Genomic DNA, 26773 nt, shown 5'->3' on the forward strand with positions numbered 1-26773 from the left:
AGACAAACAAAAGACGGTGCGAGCCGCACGGGCAGATAAACAAAAGACGAAGAAAAGACGAAGAAAGGACGAAGAAAGGACGAAGAAAGGACGAAGAAAAGACAAACCAAGAACGACGATAAGGTGGAACTAAAGAGGGGATAAGATGAAGGTAAGGCAGATGTAGCACGAATTTGCAATATGATTTTTTTTTGTACTTTTGCACCCTAAATGAATTTATTATGACCGAACACGAGCTACTAAAAGCCCGTTGGGAAGAGGTGGTACAACGCCTTTCCGATACTTTTACCGAAGGAGAAACATTGGGGGTAGATGGGATTATCTATCTCATCGGGGTACAAGAATTGGGACAATTGGGACGCACTTACGTCAAAGATGAGAAAGTAGACTTGATGCACATTGGCATTTGTAAGCTCTTAGAACCCTTTGGCTATTACCAATACGAATTTACAGACCCTGACGGCTGGCCTCATTACCGTTTGGTGCAAAACCTCCCTGACCTAAAGCCTGGTGAACAAACCATACTGATGAAAAAAGCCATTGTACAGTATTTTTTAGAGAGAGAATTTTTTAACGATTAACAATTGACAATTGATAATTGACAATTAATAATGAAGAAAGTAGCATTTTATACTTTGGGTTGCAAACTGAACTTCTCGGAAACTTCAACTATTGCGCGGAGCTTTGAAGAAGAAGGCTACCAGCGCGTAGATTTTGACGATCCTGCTGATATATATGTCATCAATACTTGTTCGGTAACTGAAAATGCTGACAAGCAATTCAAACAAATCGTACGTAAAGCACTGAAAACAAACCCTAAAGCATTCTTGGCGGCAGTGGGTTGTTATGCCCAACTGAAACCCGAAGAACTCGCTTCGGTAGATGGGGTAGATTTGGTATTGGGAGCAAAAGAAAAGTTCAACATTACCCAATATATCGACGACCTTACCAAAAACAATGAGGGTGTGGTACACTCCTGCGAGATTTCGGAAACTGATTTCTATGTGGGGAGCTACTCTATTGGAGACCGTACGAGGGCTTTCCTAAAAGTGCAGGACGGTTGCGACTATAAATGCACTTACTGTACCATACCGATGGCACGAGGTATTTCGCGCAGTGATACTATTGAAAATATCATTGCTAATGCTAAGAAAATTTCGGATAAAGGTATCAAAGAAATTGTGCTTACGGGCGTGAACATAGGTGATTACGGCAAGGGAGAATTTGGCAACAAAAAGCACGAGCATACCTTTTTGGAACTTGTGCAAGCCCTTGATAAGGTTGAAGGCATAGAGCGTCTGCGCATCTCATCGATTGAGCCGAATCTCATTAAGGACGAAACAATCGACTTTATAGCGCAATCTAAGAGCTTTGTGCCTCACTTTCACATTCCGTTACAAAGTGGAAGTAATGAAATTCTCAAAAAGATGAAACGCCGCTACCTGCGTGAGCTTTATGTGAGTAGAGTAGCCAAAATACGCGAAGTGATGCCCGATGCTTGCATAGGGGTAGATGTAATTGTAGGCTTTCCGGGGGAGACCGATGAGCACTTCTTGGAAACGTATTACTTCCTGAATGATTTGGACATCTCGTATCTGCACGTATTTACTTATTCCGAGCGCGACAATACTGAGGCGGTGCTAATGGACGGGGTAGTGCCCGATGCCGTACGCGCTAAACGCAGTAAGATGTTACGTGGACTCTCGGCAAAGAAACGCAATGCCTTTTATACGAGTCAGCTGGGAAAAGAGAAGACTGTGCTTTTTGAGAGCGACAACAAACAGGGTTACATTCACGGATTTACTGAGAATTATGTAAAGGTAAAAGCCCCGTGGGATCCTTCCTTAGTGAATACATTGCACAAAGTAAAGCTCACTAAGATAGATGCAGACGGTATGGTAAGATTTGAATTTGTTTAAGGTAAAAGGTGAGATATAAAATGAAATTTCTTTTAACAATACCCCTTTCACTACTGGTTTTAGCTTGCGATAACTCTGTTATTAGCTTAAAAAAGAACTGTAATGCCGAGACCGCTAAACAAACGGTTGCTGAATTAGCAGAAGTAAAAGCAAAAATACAACAGATAGAAAGTCTTGCGGGTAGTAATCGTACCTATTGGGTGCAAGATAGCTTGCAACAAGATAGTAAAACGTATTACCGCTATCAGTTAATGAGCCAATTGCCTTATGCCGATATACATTTGTACACCTTTTGTGTAGCTAAAGATGATTGCAAACAGGTATTCTTACAGCAAAAGGGCGGTAGCTTATTACCTTATGCCGAAATGGAAAAGCAAACTAAACAGTTGCTAGACCAGCAAAAGCAGTTCCCCGCTTTCTTCAAGCAATTCACTACTGATATGGCGTTTAGGCAACAGCATTTGGCAGAACCTTTAATGCGTTTGTTGGTACAGAAAGACGGCAGTGTACTTCTTACCGAAGAAGAGTTACTCACCGATGATATCAATGCCTTGCAAACCTATACTTTTAGTTATTATCCCGATGGGGTATGTTGTAAAAATACGGAAAAAGCTATTGCGTTTGTGTTTGTACCAGTAGGGGACACTTGGCGACTTTTGGAGATTTGGCATTAATGCTAAGAGAAGTGTGACGAGTCACAGAAATTAAAATAAAACTTAGAATGGAAGATTTTATTAATGTACTATCACAGATAGACCAGATTTATCTCTGGGACTTAATAGGAACGGCTGTATTTGGTATTTCGGGCGTGTTAGTGGGGTTAGAACGCCGTATGGACATATTTGGAATGCTTATTTTAGCCTTTGTAACAGGGGTAGGAGGGGGAACGCTCCGCGATATTATGATAGGCAGTGTACCGGTATTCTGGATGAACAATCTTACGTATATATTGATGATAGTCATTAGTGTAGTGATTACCGTTGTTTTCAAAAAGCAATTCTCTGAGCATTGGAGCAAATCGCTGATGGTGTTTGATACTATAGGGCTGGGAGTGTTTACTATCATCGGGATAGAAAAAGCATTGCGTTTTGGCTTGTCGCCTACTATTGCTATCATCTTAGGTACGATGACAGGTAGCTTCGGAGGAGTTATTCGGGATATATTAGCCAACAAACTACCTGCTGTCTTCCACAAAGAGATTTACGCAACGGCTTGCATAGCAGGAGGTACTGTTTATTTCCTTATTGATAACTTTGTAAATCACAACTTAGTAGTATTTATTACCATAATAGTAGTTATAGCTGTGCGATTGCTATCGGTAAAATACCATTGGGAGTTGCCGAAGTTTTAATAATTGAGTTTCTATTGTTATTTGCTCATTATTTATTACTTTTGCACTCTGATTGAGAATTTAAGCCAATGGCACATCTGAGACATATACGTAAATATTTTTATAAATATAAATACCACTTACTACTTGGGATACTCATTACCATAGTGTCGCGAGTGTTTTCACTCTTTATGCCGCGATATGTAAAAAACTCTATCGCAGCCATTGAGGACTTTGCTAAATCGGCTAACAAAGATGCCTCACAAATGACTTCCTTACTTATAGAATACGCACTTATTATCATCGGTACAACTATCATATCGGCGGTGCTGATGTTCTTTATGCGTCAGCTTATCATCAATGTATCTCGTTACATCGAATACGATATGAAAAACGAGATATTTAAGAAATATGAACAGTTATCGCTTAGCTTCTACAAGCGCAACCGAGTAGGTGACCTGATGAACCGTATCAGCGAGGATGTATCGAAAGTGCGTATGTACGCAGGTCCTGCTATTATGTATAGTGTGCAAACTATTACACTTTTTGCTTGCGTAATTCCGCTAATGTTTATCATCTCTCCCAAACTTACTATCTACACCCTTATCCCATTGCCTATTCTCTCTTTGCTTATCTACAAAATGAGCAAAAAGATTAATATCGAAACGATGAAGGTACAAGCCTACCTATCTGACCTTTCTACTTTCTCGCAAGAAACTTTCTCAGGTATCGGGGTGATAAAATCGTATAATAATGAGGCGGCTACCGATGCGCAATTAGCAGTACTCGCCGAAGATGGTCGTCAGAAAAACATCAAGCTCGCTAAGATACAGGCTTTCTTTATCCCTACAATGATACTGATGATAGGATTGAGCCTTATCTTTGTAATCTTTATTGGGGGAAAGCTCTATTACACCGGTGAAATACAATCTATTGGAGTAATTGTAGAGTTCAGTATTTACGTGATGATGCTCACTTGGCCTGTGGCTACCGTAGGTTGGGTAAGTTCTATTGTACAACAAGCAGAAGCCTCACAAAAGCGCATCAACGAGTTTCTTTCCGAAGTACCTCAGATACGCAATCAGGTAGGAGAGCTTACGCCTATTAAAGGAGATATTACATTTGATAAAGTATTTTTCCGTTATGAAGATACGGGGATAGAAGCTCTCAAAGATGTATCTTTCCATATAGAAGCAGGACAAACAGTAGCCGTTATAGGCAAAACCGGTAGTGGTAAGACTACATTGTTAGACCTCATTGCACGTATGTACGATGCAAATCAGGGTGAAGTACTGATAGGAGGCAAACCCGTAAGAGAATTGAATCTACACAGCTTGCGCAGAGCCATTTCGGTAGTGCCACAAGAGAACTTTTTGTTTTCGGACACTATTCGCAACAATCTGCGCTTTGGCAATAAAAATGCTACCGAAGAACAGATAATACAAGCCTGCCAAAAAGCAGTGGTACACAACAATATTACAGAGTTCACCCATCAATACGACTCGGTGCTTGGAGAGCGCGGGGTATCACTCAGTGGCGGGCAACGCCAACGAGTAGCTATCGCAAGAGCATTGCTTAAAGAAGCCGAAATTTATTTGTTAGACGATTGTTTATCAGCCGTAGATACTGATACCGAAGAGAAGATTTTAACTAATTTGCGCGATACCTTAAAAGGCAAGACCGTAATTATAGTGAGTCATCGTGTGTCTATCACTAAATACGCCGATAAAATACTGATGCTCGACAAAGGAAAATTAGTAGAACAAGGTACCAAAGATGAGCTATTGGCACGAAATGGTGCTTTTAAAGCTTTTTATGATTCACAAACGATATAAGCCGTAGCACGGTAAGCATTTAATTTATATGAAGATTAAAACTGAAGATTATATTTCATTTGAAGAACTTTTAAAACAAGTACAGCACAAATATGCTGAACACTTACCTTTTGTGTGCTACAAGCCCCCTTATCACACTTCAGTAATATTGTTGCAACAAGAAGATGATACACTTCATTTTTTTAACGCTGATAAAGAAGAACAAGAGGGATTTGTTTTCGCTCCTTTCGATGCTAACGAACCTGCTGTTATCATCACTGCTAACAAAGTTACCGTAAGTCATTTGCCTACACAATCGATTGTAGAAAATACTAATATTGATATTTTAGAAGATACCGAAGCTGAAAAACAAAAGCACATAGGTTTAGTAACCAAAGCTATTGATGAGATACACAGAGGTCATTTTGAGAAAGTGGTTCTTTCGCGCAAGATAACTATCAAAGAAGTGGTAAATCCGTTTAAGAGCTTTGCCAATATGGTAACACGATATCCTTCGGCATTTTGCTATTTGTTTTATCACCCAAAAGTAGGAACTTGGATGGCTGCTACGCCCGAAACACTCTTCCGCGGTAATGGCGAAGATTTTTGCACAATGGCATTAGCAGGGACACAACCTTTTAAAGAAGGTGAGATACATTGGCATACTAAGGAAAAAGAAGAACAGCAAATAGTTACTGATACCATCGTGCAGCAGTTACAAGAGTATGTTAATGAACTTGAAGTTTCAGCAGTTAAAACTGTGCAAGCAGGAAATGTGATGCATTTATGTACTGAAATTAAAGGAAAGATAGCTCCTGATAAAGTATATGAGTTAATAAAACGTCTGCACCCTACACCAGCCGTCTGTGGTTATCCTACTGAGGAAGCTCGCACTTTTATTATAGAAAACGAACTTTATAAAAGGCAATATTACACAGGCTATTGTGGCTGGGTGTCCAGCAATAACCAAGCATTCTATGTGAATTTGCGTTGTATGCAAATCACTGATAACGAAGCCTATTTGTATGTAGGTGGAGGTATTACCAAAGACTCCATTCCTGAAAAAGAATATGAGGAAACACAGAACAAAACGCAAACAATGAAATCGGTAATTTCTGTTGAAAAATAGGAAAAAAGTGTTTTGAGTAAAATTCTACAGAACACAACCTTCCCCAAGCTGTGGGAGACAAAATTTTATAGAACACGACCTTCCCCAAGCTGTGGGAGACAAAATTTTACAGAACACGACCTTCCCCAAGCTGTGGGAGACAAAATTCTATAGAACACGACCTTCCCCAAGCTGTGGGAGACAAAATTTTACAGAACACGACCTTCCTCAAACTGCGGGAGATAATTTTCTATAGAAAATGAATTGAAAACAAAGTGTGACACGTAATTATCAATTGATGAAGGGTAGAAACACAAATGTAATAATTATTAATAACTAAATTATAATGAAAAGAATAGTAATGGCAATGTCCGCACTATTGATGATAGCTTGCGACAAGGAAGACAAGAACACAATGATCGTGGAAGGAAATATCGACGGATTGAAGGTGGGTACTATCTACCTACAACAATTCGTAAACGATAAGCTCACCAATATCGATTCGGTAGTGGCAAATGGTAATGGTAAGTTTACCTTCAAACGACACTTAGAGAGTCCTGAAGTGTTTTTTATTTACCTCGATTTAAAAAAACAAGCAGGTACCGACCTCGGTGACCGCCTAATGTTCTTTGGTGAACCTAAGCAGATTACTATTAACAGTTCTTATGATATGTTTGAAGTGAAAGCCAATATCAGTGGTTCGCAATCGCAAAAGGATTATGGAGAGTATGCCCACACTATGCGACAGTTCGGAATGCGCAATGCTGAACTCCTTGAACAGCAAGTGAATGCTTTTAAGGCGGGTAATACAACCTTAGCTGACTCGCTGAATGCAGCATCGGAGAAAAATAACTTCCGTCGTCACCTCTTTGTGCTGAACTATGCCCTCACGCACCCCGATTCGTATATCACCCCTTATGTGGTATTGGTTGATGCCCCCAATACTCGCGTAAAATACTTAGATTCTATTTATGGAAAGCTCAATAAAGAGGTTGCCAATTCTAAATACGGCAAAGAGTTCAAAAACTATATAGAAGAAGCTCGCAAGGCAGAAAAAGAAATGGAGAAGTGAAAAGTTAAAAGTTTTTCACCTATCTAAAATCTGCCGTAGAGTATTCTTCTTAGCCATTTTATGCGCTGTACCAATCGTTGTATTATATCGCAAGCGATGATGGCTAAAACGGTAAATATAGCTACGTTCAAATAGAAATTATCGCTTATATATTCTTTGATGTAAACTACTAAGAAGCGCATATAATAGTGGGTGACGTATATTTCTAAAGAAATGCCTCCTAAATACTTCAAACATTGTGTTGCCTTATTTTCAGAACGGCAGCACCATTCCCATAAAACATAAGAAGCAGCGATACCCGTAAGTGCTAAAGCATACAAACGGAGAGAGTGGAGTATGTAATGAGTTTTATCGACAGGGAAGAGCAATAGGAGCGGAAAGGCAATAAAGCTCACCCAACCCATAGGGCGCAGAACTTTCAGTGCTTGAGGTTTGTACTTGTGTGTGGCGTAACCCAATGAAAAATAGATGAAATACCAACACAATTCGGGCAATCCATAAAAGATAGGTTGTGCTCCTGTAACTCGGTGCAAGAAGATGAGAATGCTCCAGAGACCTATCATCACCCATATTTCACGATGTTTATTAATCTTCAAAGCCAGATAGAGCAAGGCACACTCCCAAAATAGCAACCACAAGAACCACATTCCTTGTGTGGGTTTATAAATGAGCACGCAAAGATGTTCCCATACTTTTTCTATATTGAGGATATAACCGTGATAGGTGGCAGAAATTAAAAACCAGACGAAGAAAGGAATCACCAACACCTGAAAGCGTTTGCTGAGGTTCAGTTCGCCACGAATATTGAAGTTTACATAGCCTGAAAGAAACATAAAAAGGGGCATATGGAAAGCGTAAATGGTTACATACAAGGGGTTGGTGCGGTCATCACCCGAAAACCATTGCGAAGCGTGCCCTATCACTACCAAGATGATAGCAAAACCTTTGAGCACATCGATAAGAGGGTTGCGTTCTTTCATAGTTACTTCTTTATGAGGCAAAAATACATTCTTTTTTTGATACTACAAAATAATTGATTCATACCAGAAATGTCAATAATGCCAATGATGCCAGAAATACCTGAGGCAATAAAAAAACTTTAACAAAGTGTGTACTACAAAAGTGGCATATTAGGGCTTTTCGGAAGGAAACGAAGGGTATCGTAGCAGGTGTGAAAGTGCTTTTAAGATGGGATTAGCTTATAGAAAGCTTATAGGAAGCTTATACGAATGTTGGAAGATTGGTATAGAAAAGGTATTTAAGTAGTTGGGAATGAATGATTAAGAGTGTGTGGTAGAAAATGTTAAAACGAAAGAAAAAGGAAGGAATGACGAATGATGGGAGACGAATGACACAAGGTAATGTAGCGATGGGAACTTGTATAGAGCAAGAAAAGTATTAGATTTTGAAAAACAAAAAGATTTATTCTATCAAAAGCTAATAAAAAAAATTGCACTTGATAAAGGAATTGGCGGGACAATAAAAAAAAGAAAATAATTTGCTAATTGCTAAATGTTTTATATCTTTGCACCCGATTTCAGTACCTCTGATTAAAAAATACTTTCAATAATATCCCATCTTAACTATATAAAAAGAGGAATTTCACTTATCTTGACTACTGAAAAAAATCACTTACTTTAATAATAACTATTTAAAATGCTTAACATTGTAGAGTTAAAATCTAAAAAGCTAACTGAGTTACAGGAAATAGCAAAACATTTGGATATACCTAAATTTCGGTATGTAAATAAGCCTGAACTCATAGACCTAATTCTAAAAAATCAAAAAAAAGAACTCCCCAACAAAAAAGAAGAAGTTCAAAACGACAATTCTCCTATTATTACAACTGAGAACACAACTGAATCCAAAAAAAACAGTCGTAAAAAGAAAATAGAAATACCTCAAAAAGTAGGCAGTTCTAAACAAGAAAAGACTTCAAAAACACCAACCGTTAAAAAGGTTTCTTCGGCAGATGAATCTAAAACGTATCAGAAGAAAAACACTACTTCTGTTGTTTCTAACAATCATCAGAATAATGCTACCCCAACAAAAAACTACAGTTCCCCTGTACAAAATGGCAATGGCAATAATGGTAATTACAATCAAAATGTGAACAATGGTAATACTATTGTTAATAATGAGAATTTTGATAAAGAAAAGAAAAACCGTTATCGCGCCCCCGATTTTGAATTTGACAGCGTGGTAGACTGCGAAGGGGTTTTAGAAATCACTTCTGACGGTTATGGTTTCTTGCGTTCTTCGGACTATAACTATTTGGCTTCACCTGATGATATTTACGTATCTTCTTCACAAATCCGACTTTTTGGCTTGCAAACAGGAGATACTGTATATGGAGAAGTGCGTCCGCCTAAAGATGGCGAAAAGTATTATCCGCTACTAAAAGTTATAAAGATAAACGGACTTGACCCCCAAGTGGTGCGCGACCGAGTACTATTTGAACACCTTACGCCTCTTTTTCCTGATGTAAAATTTGAGTTGGCAGGCAAAGGCTCTACTGTTTCTACTCGCTTGATAGACCTTTTTGCTCCTATTGGGAAAGGACAACGCGGTATGATAGTGGCACAACCTAAGACGGGTAAAACAATGCTTTTAAAAGATATTGCGAATGCCATTAGCAAAAATCACCCCGAAGTGTACCTAATGGTACTCTTGATTGATGAGCGCCCTGAGGAGGTAACTGATATGCAACGCAGTGTGCGAGGAGAGATTATCTCTTCGACTTTTGATAAGGAAGCTGCCGAACACGTGAAAATAGCTAATATCGTACTTGAAAAAGCAAAACGATTGGTAGAATGTGGTCACGATGTGGTTATATTGTTAGACTCTATCACTCGTTTAGCTCGCGCTTATAACACAGTGCAACCAGCTTCGGGGAAAGTGCTTACTGGTGGGGTAGATGCTAACGCTTTACATAAGCCTAAACGCTTTTTCGGAGCAGCTCGTAATATTGAAAACGGAGGCTCTCTCTCTATCATCGCTACGGCTCTTACCGAGACAGGTTCAAAGATGGACGAGGTAATTTTTGAGGAATTTAAAGGAACGGGTAATATGGAATTACAATTGGATAGACGTATTTCGAATCGTCGTATTTTCCCAGCTATTGACCTAATAGCTTCGTCTACTCGTAGAGATGACTTGTTGCTTGATGAAAACACGCTTAATCGCACTTGGGTATTACGCAAGTATTTGGCAGAAATGAATCCGATAGAGGCGATGGAATTTATGGAAAAGCAAATTAAGCAAACGCGCAATAATGAAGAGTTTTTGGCAACGATGAACAATTAGTTTTTTACAAAGGCAATATAGTTCATATCTGTAAAACAATAAATTATAGAAAGGAGAGAAAAAATATGTAATTTTTTGCTTTTAAAATTTGCAGATAATAAAAATAGTTGTACCTTTGCACCCGCATAATTGAGAAAACAATTGTGATTGTGCACTTGGAGAGATGGCAGAGCGGTTGAATGCGGCGGTCTTGAAAACCGTTGAGGGTAACACCTCCGGGGGTTCGAATCCCTCTCTCTCCGCCAAAGTCAGAATGTTGATAAAATTATTTTTAAGGCTAAAATAGAGCGGTTGTTTCTGTTTTAGCCTTTTCTTCATATAAGAAAATATTTGGCTTTTACCTTAGTAAAACTTGGGTTAGATATAAGAAATAGCTTTTTGTGCTTCAGTTATAATCAGTACTTCCGATAGGGGATAGATATTTTTTCGGTTTAAAAACTTTTGTAATCATCAATTTTGTAGTATCTTTGTAAAAAATTATATAGAACATTAAAAAATAATGAATACAGAAACACTTGCTGTAGATGAAATAGAAACCACTACCACTACTACCTTAAAGAGCAATAAACCAGAGTGGATACGGGTAAAATTACCCACTGGTAAAAAGTATACTGAACTGAGGAGTGTGGTGGACAGATATAACCTTCACACAATTTGTACTTCGGGCAGTTGCCCCAATATGGGAGAATGTTGGGGAGAAGGCACTGCTACTTTTATGATATTAGGGAATATCTGTACGCGCTCGTGTGGCTTTTGTGGCGTAAAAACAGGGCGACCTGAAAGTTTGGATTGGGAAGAACCTGAAAAAGTGGCTCGTTCTATCAAGCTGATGAACATTAGGCACGCAGTACTAACCTCGGTAGACCGAGATGATTTAAAGGATATGGGAAGCATTATATGGGCTGAAACGGTGAGAGCCGTGCGCCGAATGAACCCTAATACCACAATGGAGACCTTGATTCCTGATTTTCAGGGAGTGGAACGCAACTTAAACCGTATACTGAAAGCTGCACCTGAAATCATTTCGCATAATATGGAGACGGTACGCCGATTGACTCGTGAAGTGCGTATACAAGCTAAATACGACCGAAGTTTGGGTGTGTTGCGTTACTTAAAGGAAAACGGTGCGAACCGTACTAAATCGGGGATTATGTTAGGACTTGGAGAAACCGAGGAAGAGGTGATAGAAACCTTGCACGACCTTAAAGAGGCAAAAGTGGATATTGTGACTATCGGTCAGTATTTGCAACCTTCGAAACAGCACCTTCCTGTAAAGAATTTTGTCACTCCTGAACAGTTTGCCAAGTATAAAGAAATAGGCTTATCATTAGGTTTTCGTCACGTGGAAAGTGGAGCGTTAGTACGTTCGTCTTACCGCGCTCATAAGCATTTGTTATAAACCGTGTGGATTGTAATTCGTGAAAATATAAAAATAGCTCTTGACAGTATCAGAGGGCAACTATTGCGCACAATTCTCACCGTGCTCATCATCGCTATTGGCATTACGGCATTGGTAGGAATTCTGAGCGTAATTACTGCTTTGCGCAATACGCTTGAAGGTAATTTCTCGAGTATGGGAGCTAATACTTTTTCGATTACAAGGTATCAATACAGTCAGCGAGCTGAGGGGAGTGGAACCACCCAAAAGCCACACCCTTTAATTACCTATCAAGAAGCAGTAGCTTTTAAACAACAGTTAGATAATCCGTTTGCAAAAACGAGTATTTCTATGAATGTTGCCTCCTCAGCTGAGGTGAAGTACGAGAACAAAAAAACTGACCCATTAGCCGTAGTGATAGGCGTAGATGAATACTACATTGGCAATTCGGGGTTAGAAGTGGAAGAGGGACACAATTTTAGCGATTTCGATATACAGAACAATAGCTATGTGTGCGTGATAGGTCCGGATTTTAAGAAGACACTACTCAAAGATGTAAATCCATTAGGAAAGAGCATTTCGGTACGTGGTTATAAGTTCAAAGTCATAGGTATACTTAAAGAACAAAGTTCCTCCTTTGGCAATTACGAAAACTTTCAAGTGTTGATTCCTTTAGGAATTGCACGCAGTATTTTCCCGATAGACAATCCTAATTTTCAACTCAAAATAAGCGCTCAGAGCAAAGACCAGTTGGACGGACTTATAGATGATGCTACCGTAGTGATGCGCAACCTGAGAGGCTTAGCACCTTTACAAGAAAATAATTTCGGGATAGAACGCAGTGACGACTTATTGCAACGCATAGGCAGTATTACAGGTACCCTTTCTGTTGCTGGTTTTGTGATTGGGCTTATTACCATCTTGGGGTCTTCAATCGCCCTATTGAACATTATGCTCGTTTCTGTAACCGAGCGCACTAAGGAGATAGGCATTCGCAAAGCGTTGGGAGCTAAACGCAAGTCTATTACCTTACAGTTTTTTACCGAGACCCTAATAATAGCTCAATTGGGAGCACTTACGGGTATTGTATTAGGTATCAGTTTAGGATATTTGATATCTAAAGCCGTTAAGTTTGATTTTACCATTCCGTGGGGTGTTATTATTATTGCTATATGTATAGCTCTTGTAGTAGCGGTAATATCAGGATTGTATCCGGCAGTAAAAGCCTCGAAATTAGATCCTGTAGAAGCGTTGAGATATGAATAACTATGCAGCCTTTATTATTCAATAACTTACATATAGAAAACGAACCCGTGAATATCCCGTTACCTGATGGGGTTACCCTTACGATAAAGCGAGAGGACAAAAATCACCCTTTTGTATCAGGGAATAAGCTCAGAAAGCTCAAGTACAACATAGTACAAGCCCAGCAGGAAGGCAAGGATACAATTCTCACTTTTGGAGGAGCTTATTCCAATCATATTGCTGCGACAGCAGCTGCGGGACAAATAGTAGGTTTGAAAACCATAGGTGTGATTCGTGGCGATGAGTTAGGTTCTAAAATAGATGTTAATCCTACGTTAAAGTTTGCTAAATCTTGTGGTATGGATTTTTATTTTGTTACAAGAGAGGCTTACCGACGAAAACACACGCCAGAGTTCCTGGAAAATCTTAGGAAACGCTATGGACAAAACATCTATATAGCCCCTGAAGGAGGTACTAACGAGCTGGCAGTGAAGGGGTGTGAAGAAATCCTTACTCCTGAGGACAACGCTTTTGATGTGATATGCAGTGCTGTAGGAACAGGAGGGACGATTTCAGGGCTTATCAATGCAAGTGCTAATCATCAGAAAGTCATTGGTTTTCCAGCTTTGAGAGGAACGTTTTTAAGTGAGGTAATCAAACAATATACAACCAAAAACAATTGGGAATTAGTGCACGATTATCACTTTGGTGGTTATGCTAAAGTAACTGATGAATTAGTAGATTTTTTAAATGATTTTAACAGTCAGACGAAAATTTTATTAGACCCGATATATGTAGGTAAGATGATTTTTGCTATCTTTGCCCTCACAAAGCAAGGATATTTTGCACCCAATACCCGTATATTAGCCATTCATACTGGTGGTTTGCAAGGGATTAAAGGTTTTAACAACGAACGAATTAAAAAACATAAAAGTATATTGAATTATGATGAAAAGATTTAGTTTGCTATTGCTAATTCTCTTTATAATATCATCGTGCTCTGATCAGCCTTACAGGAAAGGGAGAAATTCTCATTCGGTAATCTATCGAGGACAAAAGCCGACTCCGAGAGTGGAGATGAAAAAGCCTACCCATTCGGAGATAGCCCAAAGAAATAAGGCTTTAGCTGATTCAAAACACAATTGTAGAGATGTCTCAGAAGACAGCTTTCACGAGATAACTCCTGCGGTACAAGTTACGACAGCCGTTACCCAAAAGTATATTCAGGATTATAAGGATATTGCAATGGTAGAGATGCAACGTTACAATATTCCTGCGAGTATTACTTTGGCACAAGGCATTTTAGAAAGTGGCTCGGGGCAAGGACGCTTGGCACGTTATGGCAATAACCACTTTGGAATTAAATGTCACGCTACTTGGGACGGTAAGACTATCACCCACGACGACGATGAGAAGAGCGAATGTTTTCGCAAATATAGATATGCATACGAATCGTTTGAAGACCATTCACAATTTCTTGTAAATCGCAATCGTTATAAAGCACTGTTTGACCTTAGTCCTACAGATTATGAAGGTTGGGCACACGGGCTCAGAAAAGCAGGTTATGCCACTGACCCTACTTATGCAAAAAAATTGATAGCTCTTATCAAAAAGTTTGAATTACATCAGTATGACAATCAAGTAATAGCAGCTAAAGGAGGAGATATAACTTCTTCTAATACCCAAGTAGCAACTGTTTCAACCCCTAAAAAAGAAGTATCTAAACCAGCTACAGCCATTAAATCGGTGTCTAAACCCACTGTAACAAAAACAATCGTTAAACCTACTAATACTATTGATACCACTACCATTGAAAAAGAGGCTATTGCTGAAGTCTATTATCAAGTACAAACAGGTGACACTCTTTATAAAATAGCACGGGAGCAACAAGTACCTGTACAACAATTGATGAAGCTTAATAATTTTGATGATGTGACTAGTAGTAACCTAAAAGTAGGACAACAAATTCGTGTGAACTAATGACTTTTAGTGAGCTAAGAGAGTATGTACATCATAAATTAGAAATACTTTATCCTAAGAGTGAAATAAATGCGTTTTACTTTATTCTTTTAGAGCATTATGGGAAGTACAGTAAAGCTACAATATTAGCAAATTCTGATACTTTACTTACTGAAGATATAGCACAACCTATTTTGCAAGCGATTAGAGAATTACAAACAGCGAAACCCATACAGTATATTTTGGGTGAAACTGAGTTCTTCTCTAATCGTTTTTTCGTAAATGAAAATGTATTGATACCTCGACCAGAAACAGAAGAGCTAGTGGATTGGGTACTTCAAGAATATCCTGACAAAAGCGAGAAAATCAAAATATTAGATGTAGGGACAGGCAGTGGCTGTATTGCTATTTCACTTGCTAAAGCTCTTCCTAATGCCGTAGTAACAGCTATAGATGTCTCGGAAGAAGCTTTGAAAGTAGCTAAGCGTAATGCTGAATTAAACAGTGTAGTTACTCATTTTTTACAACAAGATATCTTGCGAATAGAAACTCTTTCTGATAAATATGATATCATTATCTCTAATCCGCCCTACGTACGTGAGTTAGAAAAAAAAGAGATACACCATAATGTTTTAGAATATGAGCCTCATTTAGCACTCTTTGTCCCTGATAATAATCCATTATTATTTTACGATAAAATAGCTACTCTTGCTCAGCAGAGTTTAAATCCTAATGGGAGTCTTTTCTTTGAAATTAATCAGTATTTAGGGCAAGAAATGCAAACATTATTAGAACAAAAGCATTTTACTGAGATAACTTTACGTCAAGACCTTTTTGGAAATGATCGTATGATAAAAGCTAAGTAGCTATAAAAGTAATATAGAAGAAAAGGCTATCTAAATAATGATCATTAGAAAGTCTTTATTTATTTTCTAAAGCTGATACATAAAAGAAATGTTGTAATAAGCTATAGTTTCTCTTTAACTAAAATATTAGATTTGAATAACTTTCGGGAGTTGTTTATGAAGATACTCATACTATCCTTAACGCTCTCAGTAAGGTCTTTGTAGTGAGTAGTTTCGTATTCTTTGCAAGGTAATATTTCAAAAAGATATTTCTTATTAGTTTTTGGAGTGCGATTTACCCAAACTAAATAATATCCTTTATCAAGGATACGAGTGCCATAAGCATCTTTGAAGAGAGTCAGCTCTACCATCGCACCTCCGTCTGTTGAGCTTTTGCGCTGGTTAGATACAAAATTACCCAGTGAATAAACTACCATCTGTTCCTTATGAAGTCCCGTTTGCGGATAGTAATACATAGGTTGTAAGACGTGTGGGTGACCTCCTATAATAATGTCTACTCCGTTGTCAAAAAGAAATTGTGCTACTTCTTCCTGTTTTTTGTTTTGCTTTTGCTGGTATTCTATCCCCCAGTGTATCACTACTATCAGTTTATCGAGATTTACTTTTTTAGCTTTCTCAATATCCTGCTTCATTAGGTTGAGATTTATTTTATTTACGATGGTAGGTTCAGGCACAGGTAAACCATTAGTACCATAAGTATAGTTGAGTATTCCCACTGAAATCCCATTTTTGGAAAGCACCAATAAATTATGTTTCTCAAAGTCTGCTTTGTTGCGAAAGGTTCCTGTATGAGCTATTTTTAAAGAGTCGAGTACGTCTAAAGTACGAATAATTCCCTTTTTGCCTCTATCGCAAGTGTGATTATTGGCAGTTACCAATACATCTATTCCGCTATCTCTACAAGCAACTGCTAAAGCATCAGGCGACGAAAACTGGGGGTAACCTGTATAAGGTTCTCCTGCCAAAGTTACTTCCAAATTAGCAATAGCAAAATCTACCTGCGCAAACTTATGTTTGATTTTGTCAAATACAGGCATATAATTGTATTGCTTCGTCTCAATATCGTAAGCTCCTTCTATTTGTGGCACGTGCCCCATTATATCCCCCATAAAAAGCAATGACATTCGGTTACCTGTTTCTTGGGCAAAAGTTATCGAGACGAAGAGAAAAGTCAGAAATATACGTATCATTTATTTGAAACCTATTTTAGTTTGCTTGTCTTGTTCTTTGAGTTCCTTTATGTCTATATTGGTCAGTTCTGCTAATGAGTAAGGCTTATCTACTCTAAAATCTCTATCGGTAGATTGCAAATACTTATTGCACTTCTCAACAGTTAGCTCTTTAAACTTATACTCGGCTATCAATCTGCCTTTGCGCAATAATGCCGAGTCTATCTTAGAAATATCGGAGTTAAACGTGCATATCAGCTGGCATTCTAATACATCAGAAAGCATACCGTCAGCTATATTGAGGATAGACGACACTACATCGGTATTACTGTTGAAGGAGGTGCGTTCAGCTATATAGTTCTCACAATCTTCGAGTACCAATACAGAGTTCTTATTGCCTATAAGCAGACTAATAAAAGCAGGGTCGGTGAGCGACCCTATCATTGTAGTAGGTACAAAGATAAATTTTTTATTCGGGATTTGACTTGTAAGCCATTTGATGTAGTTTGTTTTCCCCGAACCAGCAATCCCGTGAAATAGTACCACGCCCTTGTTGTCATTCGTTAGCGCATTTTTCACTCGAGTATGTACTTCGAAGAAATCATTGTTGTACATAGTTTCAAAATCTATGCGGTAAGGCTTGATGCTATGGGTTTTGATTTCTAATCCTATTTGCGTTTTTAGTAGTATAGAAACCTTAGATTCTTTAGAGATATACTTCTCTATATATTCTGAAAACAAGGTGTTGAGGTGTTCCTTAGCCTTTGGATTGTCGTTTTGGTAGTATACTGAGTTTACTTTGTATAATCCGTCTTCAAAAATCTGGTTATCGTACTCGTTGGAGAGATTTTTGTCTATTACCAAAAAGATTTCGAGCTCTGGGTGAAAATAGCATTCTTCCGATTCGTATAGCTCATTTTGTTTGGAGGCGTATTCTATGGTGTAATAGTCAGTACATTTCACAAAGTGTTTCAGTTTGTCTCGTTGGATAACCAAATCCTCTCCTCCTATATAAATTCTTGCCATCAAGTCGTCTAACAAACAACGGTACGGGTTGCTGAAAGTCAGAAGTTTGTATTTATCGTACACCTCTACGTGGTCATCGGAGTCTATCTGCAAGAGGTTTACAGGGTGATAATATTTAGATTCTTTTATTTTCATCGATACCATTTATAAGCTAATAAAGTATTTTTCAAGAGCATTGCTATGGTCATAGGACCTACGCCCCCTGGTACAGGAGTAATGTAGCTCGCTTTTTCTTTTACTTCATCGAAAGCTACATCGCCTACAATGCGATAACCTTTATGGGTGCTATCGTCTTTTAGGCGTGTGATTCCTACATCTATTACAGTTACGCCTTCTTTTACCATATCACCTTTTAGAAATTCTGGAATACCTAATGCCATTACCACAATATCTGCCTGACGTGTAAGCTCAGCGAGGTTAGGAGTATGACTGTGAGTAAGTGTAACGGTAGCGTTGCCTTGTGCTCCCTTTTGGCTGAGCAATATGCTGATGGGGCGACCTACGATGTGTGAACGTCCTACTACTACCACGTGTTTGCCTTTGGTAGGCACTTCGTAGCGTTTCAGCAACTCCATAATACCAAAAGGTGTAGCAGGAATAAAAGCCTCCATATCCAGTGCCATTCTACCGAAGTTAGCAGGGTGAAAGCCGTCTACATCTTTTGTAGGGTCTATGGCTAAAAGTATTTTCTGCTCGTCGATGTGTTTAGGTAGTGGTAATTGTACTATATAGCCGTCAATTTCAGGATTAGCGTTTAACTTTTCAATTTCTTGCAGTAACGCCTCTTCACTGATGTTAGTAGGGAGTTTTACTAAAGTAGACTCAAAACCTACTTGTTCGCAAGCTTTCACCTTACTCCCCACGTAGGTAAGACTTGCCCCATCGTCGCCTACCAATACGGCAGCCAAATGTGGTACTTTCTTTCCCTCAGCTTTTAGTTGCTTTACTTCCTCAGCAATTTCTTGTTTGAGGGCTTCTGAAGTCTTTTTTCCGTCTAAGATAGTCATTACTGATTGTGTTTTTAGTGGTTAAAGAGCTTTTTCATCGGTGATGTCAAGCTCTATTTGGTTCAAAAGTTGTTTTACTTGGGCTAATGATTCGAACGAGTCACTAAAAGTAACCGCAGTTTTCGTTCTGTCAATTTCTTTTATCAATGCTTTTATCAAATCAACAGGTACGAGTTCTTCTCCTCCTGATAAATCAGCGTTGAACCCAATACCCACTGCCATTGTTTCTACTTGCATTCCAAAGCAAATCTCAATAAACTCTTCTAAGGTAGCCGATTTTACAATTCCCTTAGCCCATTCGTCGGCTTTACAAGCTACTGCTTTATCTTCGTCTTCCCAAAAGAGGGCTACAGGAATAGCTTCTTTGGTTTCCTCAATGTAGAAGGCTTGCGAACCACACATAGCAAACGATTCGTCTACTTCTAGGTAAAACACTTCTTTATTTTTTACTACAGTCTCTATGAATTTCTTTAGCATAGTTATATTTTTAACATTTCACTTACTTCATTCCCTGCATCATCTGCATCATCTTTCTGCCACCGCCACCTTGCATCATTTTCATCATCTTGCTCATTTGCTCGAACTGTTTCATTAGTTGGTTTACCTCTTGAATATCGCGACCGCTACCCTTGGCAATTCGTTTTTTGCGGTTTAAATCTATGATAGCAGGCGTATTGCGCTCTTTTGGAGTCATCGAATGGATAATTGCTTCGATATGCTTGAAAGCGTCGTCTTTGATATCGAGGTCTTTCACTGCTTTCCCTACACCGGGGAGCATACCAAGGAGGTCTTTCATACTACCCATACGCTTAATTTGCTGTATTTGTTCAAGAAAGTCGTCAAACCCAAATTGGTTTTTTGCAATTTTCTTTTGCAATTTGCGCGCTTGCTCTTCGTCAAACTGCTCTTGAGCGCGTTCTACTAATGATACCACGTCGCCCATACCGAGAATACGGTCAGCCATACGATCAGGATAGAACACATCAATAGCGTCCATTTTCTCGCCGGTACCTACGAATTTGATAGGTTTATTCACTACCGATTTAATAGTGATAGCCGCCCCACCACGGGTGTCTCCATCGAGTTTGGTAAGGATAACCCCATCGAAGTTGAGCACATCGTTGAAGGCTTTAGCCGTGTTTACAGCATCTTGCCCCGTCATCGCATCTACTACAAAAAGGGTTTCTTGTGGGTTCAGTGCTTTGTGGATATTCGATATTTCGGTCATCATTTGCTCGTCTACTGCCAACCGACCTGCGGTATCCACAATCACCACGTTCAAGTGGTTTTCTTTGGCGTATTGCACCCCTTTTTTGGCAATATCCACAGGGTTATTGTTCCCTTTATCCGAAAAAACAGGTACCCCCACCTGTTCTCCTACAATATGTAATTGATCTATCGCAGCAGGACGATACACGTCGCACGCTACGAGTAATGGTTTTTTATTTCTTTTATTTTTGAGGTAGTTAGCCAATTTTCCTGAGAAAGTAGTCTTACCAGAACCTTGTAACCCCGACATCAATATAACAGTAGGATTCCCCGATAGGTTCACTCCAGCAGCATCTCCTCCCATTAGCTGGGTGAGCTCATCTTTTACAATCTTCACCATTAACTGCCCTGGTTGTAGGGTAGTGAGCACTTGTTGTCCTAAGGCTTTTTCTTTTACGTTATTGGTAAAATCTTTGGCTATCTTATAATTCACGTCGGCATCAAGCAAAGCGCGACGCACTTCTTTCAGTGTTTCAGCTACGTTTATTTCGGTAATCTTACCGTGTCCCTTTAAGTTATGTAGGGCTTTCTCTAATTTATCACTTAAATTATCAAACATTTTTGTCTATTTTAAAAAGTTGTGCAAAGGTACTGAAAAAAAGTGGAAACTAAAAACTAAACAGCTAAAAAAGTGTATTGATATGGTTAATAAGCTGTTTTTCTATAATATAACTCCTTATTTTATAGAAGTTTAAAAGGCTGTTCTATAATAATCGTACAAGATTCCGTATAAGATTCCTATAAGCTAAGCATATTTTTCCTCCGAGTTTTTTAGAGTTCCTCCATATTTCTCCAATATCTCATCTTACCTTTTCTTTCGCCTCGTAACCCCGTTTTTAGCATTTTTTGCGTTGTTGTATCATATTATTAATCAATTACTTATATACCCTTTCTATACCAATCGTCCAAGATTCGTATAAGCTTCCTATAAGCTCTCTATAAGCTACCCCCACCCTTCTTACACCCTTTTCTCTTCAAAATTACTCTCAGTGTACTTCTGATATTTTTCGTTTCCTTCCGAAATTTCCATCTTCCTCCGACTAATCAAATAACTATTTTAATCTCTCCCCATCATTTCCTAATTTCCAAATTTGCTAATCTGCTAATTTTCACATTTGCTAATTCCCTAATTTCCTAATTTCCAAATTTGCTAATTCCCTAATTATCCTTATCTTTGCACCCAAAATATGTTTTTAATATGATTCATATTGATTTAAAGATAAAAATTGCAGTTTTAATAGCTGTTTTTATCACCTTACAAAGCTGTAGAAAAACTACTCCCACTACTTCTCACCCCAATTCTTCATTAAATGAGGCTGGTAAAGAGGTTTATACTGAGGCTCTTACTATTGCAGTAGATACCTCTGTAACTTCATTTGAAAATCTTACAGTTCTTGATGCTACTTATAAAAAAGGAATACAGTCCGAAACCCATAGTTATTATACAGAAAATGGAGGAAAAACTCGTTGGCTCTTCGAAGATATCCCTTCTCGCATCTTTTCGCAATATATAGAAGCTTTAAAATGTATTGAAGAAGATGGTCTAAACCCCGAAACTTATAGGCGTTCTGCTTTGAAAAAAGTGGTAGATAGTACCTATAAATATAAACTCCCTAATGATTATAAGGTTTATTTAGATAAACAAATTACCGCCTCTTTTTTGCTTTTTGCCAAGCACCTTACTTCTGGTCGCTTTTCTAAAAGAGCCTATGGAAAACACACGTGGATAAAGCCAAAGTATAAGTATCGGAATATTGATATGCTCTTACATTTAGGAGATAATGATGATTTAGAAGCAAAATTAGCAAGTCTTTATCCCAAAGGAGAACAGTATAGACGAATGAAATATAAGTATATACAACTCAAAAATCAGCCTCTTGACACTATTCGTATCATTAAATTTTCAGACCCTAAAAACTTTGTTTACGGGTATACCGATCCTGAGGTTGAGAGCTTGCGCAATGCCTTAGCTAAAAAAGGCTTTGGGTCAGTTCCCAAAATCGACCCTCAGGAAGTAGATAGTACCCTTATATGGGCATTGAAAAGATTTCAGCGCAGTAATGGGCTTATTCCCGATGGTTCCTTAGGTATCCAAACACTCAATCGTCTGAATATGAATAAAGCACGCCAGCGCGATTTACTTAGGCTCAATATGGAGCGTATGCGTGTTTTCAATAATGATTTAGGTGATGATTATATAATAGTGAATATTCCTGATTATAAACTTTTTTTATATCATAAGGACTCATTAATATATCAAACCAAAGTAGTGGTAGGGCGAGCTCAAAGCTCAACTCCCATTTTCACCGATTCTATTCGTTCAATAGAATTTCGCCCTACGTGGTCTGTGCCTCAGAGTATTATCAGAAAGGAAATGATTCCTCAAATGCTATTGCAAGAAGACCCCGAAAGATACAAAAATAGAGGTTATACTATGTATGAAAATGGCAAGGTGATAGACCCCTTAGAGGTAGATTGGACGAATCCATTAGTACATAAACGTGCTTTTTATTTTGTAGAAGCTCCCTCCGAGCGCAACTCATTGGGCTTAGTGAAGTTCCTGCTCAATAATAATATGAGTATATATTTGCACGATACACCATCGAAGTATTTGTTCGAACGTGAGCAACGTGCACTTAGTCACGGCTGTGTACGCGTGCAAAATCCTTCGCAATTAGCCTATTATCTACTGAAGAATGAAGGTGATGGAAAGTCTTGGACAGAAGAGAAGGTCAAAGACTTTATGAACAATAATAAGCGCAATCAGTATCGTGTAAAACTCAATACAAAATATATGATTAATATTCTGTACTACACCATATCGGTAGATAAGAAAGGTGAAGCAACTATAAAGAATGATATCTACGATCTTGATAACGAACAGTTGAAAGACATAAAGCGGTTTGAAAGTTAACTTTCAAACCGCTTTTTTTATTTGTCACTTATTTTAATGCCCTTTATTTTAAAGCTTTTCTTATTTCTTCTTTTAAACTATCCGAAGCCTCTACCAAAGGCAAACGCACATAGGGCTCACATAAGCCTTGAGCAGCTAAAATAGCTTTAATTCCTGTGGGGTTCCCTTCTTTAAAAGCTAAAGCCATCATAGGTAACAATTCGTATTGCAATGTATTAGCTTTAGAAGTATTACCGTTTAACCCTAACCGTACCATCTCAGAAAATTCTTTAGGGAAAGCAATCCCAATCACCGAAATTGCTCCACTACCACCCATATATACTGAAGGAAGGGTCGTAGTATCATCTCCTGATAAGAAAGTGAAATGTTTAGGCATATCTTTTAAGATATTCATATCTAACACTAAATTGCCAGAAGCTTCTTTTACAGCTATAATATTCTTAAAGTCATTAGCCAATCGTAATATAGTTTCAGCGGTCATACATACCCCTGTGCGCCCAGGTACATTATATAAAATAATAGGTAAAGGACTCTCTTTGGCTATTGCTGCAAAGTGTGCATATAAACCATTTTGCGAAGGTTTATTGTAATAAGGTGTTACAGATAGAATCGCATCAAAAGGGGTTAAATCCGTACTCTTGATTTCCTCAATAACACTTTGGGTATTATTGCCCCCAATACCTAATACTAAGGGTAAATGCTTTTTATTAGCCTTGATAATAGTCTCTCGCACAAGAGCCTTTTCTTCCTTACTGAGAGTAGGAGCTTCGCTGGTAGTTCCCAAAACTACAATGAAATCTACTCCACCATCAGTTACATATTCTACTATACGGGTAAGAGCCTTAGTATCCACCCGCTTCTCAGCTGTGAAGGGTGTGATAAGAGCCACACCAGTTCCTCTTAGTTGTTTTGTCATAATTTTTTTTATTTACGAATAATGGTTTCTAATATTTTTTTTAATTCATTAGCAAAAACCTTTTCATCAGCAGGAGAACAAGCTATCACAATATCGTTGTACTGTAGTCCTATTCCTTCAAAACCAGCTCTTAATTTAGCTTTGATAGACGAAGATAATAGCAACAATGGCAACTTAGGCTCACTAAAATAATTAATGAGCAAGTCATATTCTTGTTCAGCTAATCTATCGGCGTGGTAATTCCTAATCTTTCCTTGCCAATTAATTTCCTTATCAATCAGAAAAGGAGTTCCATTAGCGTGAGTTTCTTCTGATTCACGCTTATATCCTAAGACAATATAGTTCTCAGGGCGAATGGAATAGTATTTTATAAGCTCCAATAAGGGGTCTACATTCTTCACTACATCCATATCCACAATGCAACCAACTTTTGCTAAGTTGTTGTCTAACCTTTTGTTATAACTTTCTAAGGCTTTAAAATTCTTCCGAATTTTATTTTTTATGTTATAATTTTTTACGATGTCCAAAATATATTGTAATTTTGCGTGTGATTGCAAAGGTAAAAATAATTTTTAAAATAGAAATATATTTATGAAAAAGTTTGATGTAATGAAGCATTATTTTTTTGTATTGCTTGTAACAATAGGATTTTTAGCCTCTTGCTCTTCGTCTAAAACGCAGCTTACAAGAGTAAAAGCTATAAACATTCCTATTACCGATACTATTTCACAAAAAGCTGAAATAGAAAACTTTATCACACCATATCGCGAACATATATCCACTGAGATGTCTACCGTCTTAGCTCAAAACCCAGCCGATTTGGTGAAAGATAGAAAAGAAAAAGCATTAAATACCGCTATTGGTAATTTTATGGCTGATGCTACCTTCGAAATTGTAAATCCTCTTTACAAAAAACGTACAGGTAAGGATATCGACTTTGTAATGCTCAACTGGGGAGGTATTCGTTCCGATTTGCCCAAAGGTGACGTTACAGTAGGTTCAGTTTATGATATAATGCCTTTTGAGAATAAAGTAGTAGTACTTACAATGTCAGGAGAGAAAGTACAAGAGCTTCTTAACTATCTGATTAAAGAGCGAAAACCTCACCCTCTGTCAAAGCAAATAGATTTGCAAATCACCAAAGATGGTAAGGTGGTTCACTTCAATATCAATGGGAAACCTTTCGATTCTAAAGCTACTTATATAGTTGCTACTTCCGATTATTTAATGAATGGGGGAGATGCGATGTACTTCTTCGAAAATTCTTTAAAAGTAGATGAAACAGATTATAAACTTCGCAATGTACTGATTGACTATTTCAAAAAAATAGACGTATTAGACGCTAAAAAAGATAACCGATTTGAATATAAACTATAATAAGATTATGAAAAGACGTACTTTTATTAAAAACATAGGAGCTTCATCTTTGCTAATGGGGGTAGGAGGTCTATCACTATCAATGAAGCCAAGCAATGCAAAACAAATTACTATTTTGCATACGAACGACGTACACAGTCACATCGACCCTTTTCCTATTACTGACCCTCATAACCCTAATAAAGGAGGAATAGCACGTAGGGCATATCTCATCGACCAAGTACGTAAAGAAAATCCTCATACCTTGCTTTTCGATGCAGGAGATATTTTTCAAGGCACTCCTTATTTTAATTTCTATGGAGGTGAGTTAGAGTTTAAGCTAATGTCAATGCTTAAATACGACGCTGCTACCTTAGGGAATCACGATTTTGACAATGGGGTAGAGGGGCTTTTTGCACAGCTTCCTCACGCCAAGTTTGATTTTATTATTTCTAATTACGATGTAAGTAAAACGCTCCTCAATGGGTACACAAACCCCTATAAAATTTATATGGTAGATGGTATTAAAATAGGAGTTTTTGGTCTGGGCGTTGAATTGGAAGGTTTGGTAAATAAAAAACAATACGGCGAAACAGTTTATCTGAACCCTATAGAGATAGCACAAGATATGGAACGCAAACTCTATAATGAAGAACATTGTGACTTAATTCTCTGTCTGTCTCACTTAGGATATGATTACAAAAATAGCCCTAAGGTCTCCGATTTAAAAGTAGCTGCTCAAACCTCTTATATCGATTTAATTATAGGAGGTCATACACATACTTTTTTACCTCATCCTACTTTGGTTACAAATAAAAGAGGAAAAACTACTTTGGTAAATCAAGTAGGTTGTTATGGTATTAATTTGGGAAGAGTAGACTTCTTTTTTGAGGAAGGTAGCTTTGTAAAAAACAAAGCAGTGACTATTGAAGTTTAGGTTGTTATAAATTATTTTGTAAAAAAGTACTCGTTTTTTTTGTATATTTAAAAAACTTATGTACTTTTGCAACCGAATTAAAAAGGAGCCTGAGTGGCGGAATTGGTAGACGCGCACGACTCAAACTCGTGTTCTTCGGAGTGAGGGTTCGATTCCCTCCTCAGGTACAATAAAAGGAGCTA

24 protein-coding genes and 2 tRNA genes are annotated in these 26773 nt (G+C 38.1%); 18 read left to right on the top strand and 8 right to left on the bottom strand.

Features of this window, described 5'->3' with window-relative positions; translation table 11 throughout:
- Positions 1-221: 221 nt before the first annotated feature.
- From COCH_RS08895 to COCH_RS08925, 7 genes are all read left to right on the top strand, one after another.
- Positions 222-581, top strand: coding sequence for a hypothetical protein (locus COCH_RS08895; RefSeq protein WP_015782817.1), 360 nt, complete (start codon positions 222-224; stop codon positions 579-581).
- Between the two features lie 30 nt (positions 582-611).
- A complete protein-coding gene (gene mtaB, locus COCH_RS08900; RefSeq protein ID WP_015782818.1) occupies positions 612-1919 on the top strand; it encodes a tRNA (N(6)-L-threonylcarbamoyladenosine(37)-C(2))-methylthiotransferase MtaB in 1308 nt (435 codons plus the stop codon).
- A 20-nt stretch (positions 1920-1939) separates the two neighbouring features.
- Complete coding sequence (locus tag COCH_RS08905) at positions 1940-2593, top strand: hypothetical protein (protein ID WP_015782819.1); 654 nt, start codon at positions 1940-1942, stop codon at positions 2591-2593.
- 47 nt (positions 2594-2640) lie between these two features.
- Complete coding sequence (locus COCH_RS08910; protein WP_015782820.1) at positions 2641-3270, top strand: trimeric intracellular cation channel family protein; 630 nt, start codon at positions 2641-2643, stop codon at positions 3268-3270.
- A gap of 68 nt (positions 3271-3338) precedes the next feature.
- Positions 3339-5084, top strand: coding sequence for an ABC transporter ATP-binding protein (locus tag COCH_RS08915; protein ID WP_015782821.1), 1746 nt, complete (start codon positions 3339-3341; stop codon positions 5082-5084).
- 28 nt (positions 5085-5112) lie between these two features.
- Complete coding sequence (locus tag COCH_RS08920; RefSeq protein WP_015782822.1) at positions 5113-6192, top strand: isochorismate synthase; 1080 nt, start codon at positions 5113-5115, stop codon at positions 6190-6192.
- Between the two features lie 325 nt (positions 6193-6517).
- Entirely contained in the window at positions 6518-7243 is a 726-nt protein-coding gene (locus tag COCH_RS08925) for a DUF4369 domain-containing protein (protein WP_002671609.1), read from the top strand.
- Between the two features lie 23 nt (positions 7244-7266).
- Here the strand turns inward: COCH_RS08925 and COCH_RS08930 are convergent, their stop codons facing one another.
- Positions 7267-8223, bottom strand: coding sequence for an acyltransferase family protein (locus tag COCH_RS08930; RefSeq protein WP_015782823.1), 957 nt, complete (start codon positions 8221-8223; stop codon positions 7267-7269).
- Positions 8224-8899: 676 nt separating this feature from the next.
- Between COCH_RS08930 and rho the strand changes: the two genes are divergently transcribed.
- The 7 genes from rho to prmC all read left to right on the top strand — a co-directional run bounded on the left by rho (position 8900) and on the right by prmC (position 15997).
- Complete coding sequence (gene rho / locus COCH_RS08935; RefSeq protein WP_015782825.1) at positions 8900-10549, top strand: transcription termination factor Rho; 1650 nt, start codon at positions 8900-8902, stop codon at positions 10547-10549.
- A gap of 157 nt (positions 10550-10706) precedes the next feature.
- Positions 10707-10794, top strand: a tRNA-Ser gene (locus tag COCH_RS08940).
- A 254-nt stretch (positions 10795-11048) separates the two neighbouring features.
- Entirely contained in the window at positions 11049-11948 is a 900-nt protein-coding gene (gene lipA, locus COCH_RS08945) for a lipoyl synthase (protein ID WP_015782826.1), read from the top strand.
- 3 nt (positions 11949-11951) lie between these two features.
- A complete protein-coding gene (locus tag COCH_RS08950) occupies positions 11952-13193 on the top strand; it encodes an ABC transporter permease (RefSeq protein ID WP_015782827.1) in 1242 nt (413 codons plus the stop codon).
- A 2-nt stretch (positions 13194-13195) separates the two neighbouring features.
- On the top strand, positions 13196-14134 hold the full coding sequence (locus tag COCH_RS08955) for a 1-aminocyclopropane-1-carboxylate deaminase/D-cysteine desulfhydrase (RefSeq protein WP_015782828.1): 939 nt from the start codon (positions 13196-13198) through the stop codon (positions 14132-14134).
- Positions 14118-15152, top strand: a complete 1035-nt coding sequence (locus COCH_RS08960) for a glucosaminidase domain-containing protein (protein ID WP_041546813.1) — start codon at positions 14118-14120, stop codon at positions 15150-15152. The genes COCH_RS08955 and COCH_RS08960 overlap by 17 nt, the downstream gene beginning before the upstream one ends.
- The gene (prmC, locus tag COCH_RS08965; RefSeq protein ID WP_009418378.1) at positions 15152-15997 is read left to right on the top strand and encodes a peptide chain release factor N(5)-glutamine methyltransferase; all 846 of its coding nucleotides are present in this window, start codon (positions 15152-15154) and stop codon (positions 15995-15997) included. Before COCH_RS08960 ends, prmC begins: the two co-directional genes overlap by 1 nt.
- A gap of 101 nt (positions 15998-16098) precedes the next feature.
- Here the strand turns inward: prmC and COCH_RS08970 are convergent, their stop codons facing one another.
- The 5 genes from COCH_RS08970 to ffh are packed head-to-tail and all read right to left on the bottom strand — an operon-like array spanning position 16099 to position 21027.
- Positions 16099-17187, bottom strand: coding sequence for a CapA family protein (locus COCH_RS08970; RefSeq protein WP_015782830.1), 1089 nt, complete (start codon positions 17185-17187; stop codon positions 16099-16101).
- The gene (locus tag COCH_RS08975) at positions 17188-18327 is read right to left on the bottom strand and encodes an AAA family ATPase (protein ID WP_002675730.1); all 1140 of its coding nucleotides are present in this window, start codon (positions 18325-18327) and stop codon (positions 17188-17190) included.
- Complete coding sequence (folD, locus tag COCH_RS08980; RefSeq protein ID WP_015782831.1) at positions 18324-19199, bottom strand: bifunctional methylenetetrahydrofolate dehydrogenase/methenyltetrahydrofolate cyclohydrolase FolD; 876 nt, start codon at positions 19197-19199, stop codon at positions 18324-18326. Before folD ends, COCH_RS08975 begins: the two co-directional genes overlap by 4 nt.
- Positions 19200-19220: 21 nt before the next feature.
- Positions 19221-19676, bottom strand: coding sequence for a DUF2750 domain-containing protein (locus tag COCH_RS08985; protein WP_015782832.1), 456 nt, complete (start codon positions 19674-19676; stop codon positions 19221-19223).
- A 22-nt stretch (positions 19677-19698) separates the two neighbouring features.
- Positions 19699-21027, bottom strand: coding sequence for a signal recognition particle protein (gene ffh / locus COCH_RS08990; RefSeq protein ID WP_002671635.1), 1329 nt, complete (start codon positions 21025-21027; stop codon positions 19699-19701).
- 639 nt (positions 21028-21666) lie between these two features.
- Here ffh and COCH_RS08995 point away from each other — a divergent pair.
- Complete coding sequence (locus COCH_RS08995) at positions 21667-23382, top strand: L,D-transpeptidase family protein (protein WP_015782833.1); 1716 nt, start codon at positions 21667-21669, stop codon at positions 23380-23382.
- Between the two features lie 43 nt (positions 23383-23425).
- Here the strand turns inward: COCH_RS08995 and dapA are convergent, their stop codons facing one another.
- The gene (gene dapA / locus COCH_RS09000) at positions 23426-24298 is read right to left on the bottom strand and encodes a 4-hydroxy-tetrahydrodipicolinate synthase (protein WP_002671641.1); all 873 of its coding nucleotides are present in this window, start codon (positions 24296-24298) and stop codon (positions 23426-23428) included.
- A gap of 8 nt (positions 24299-24306) precedes the next feature.
- Positions 24307-24825, bottom strand: coding sequence for a DUF6913 domain-containing protein (locus COCH_RS09005; RefSeq protein ID WP_002675764.1), 519 nt, complete (start codon positions 24823-24825; stop codon positions 24307-24309).
- 64 nt (positions 24826-24889) lie between these two features.
- On the opposite strand from COCH_RS09005, the gene COCH_RS09010 reads away from it, so the two are divergent.
- The 3 genes from COCH_RS09010 to COCH_RS09020 all read left to right on the top strand — a co-directional run bounded on the left by COCH_RS09010 (position 24890) and on the right by COCH_RS09020 (position 26758).
- Entirely contained in the window at positions 24890-25675 is a 786-nt protein-coding gene (locus COCH_RS09010) for a 5'-nucleotidase C-terminal domain-containing protein (protein WP_015782834.1), read from the top strand.
- A gap of 7 nt (positions 25676-25682) precedes the next feature.
- Positions 25683-26591, top strand: coding sequence for a bifunctional metallophosphatase/5'-nucleotidase (locus tag COCH_RS09015; RefSeq protein WP_015782835.1), 909 nt, complete (start codon positions 25683-25685; stop codon positions 26589-26591).
- A gap of 87 nt (positions 26592-26678) precedes the next feature.
- Positions 26679-26758 (top strand) — tRNA-Leu (locus COCH_RS09020).
- Positions 26759-26773: the final 15 nt, after the last annotated feature.

The organism is Capnocytophaga ochracea DSM 7271 (genome assembly GCF_000023285.1).
Lineage (GTDB): Bacteria > Bacteroidota > Bacteroidia > Flavobacteriales > Flavobacteriaceae > Capnocytophaga > Capnocytophaga ochracea.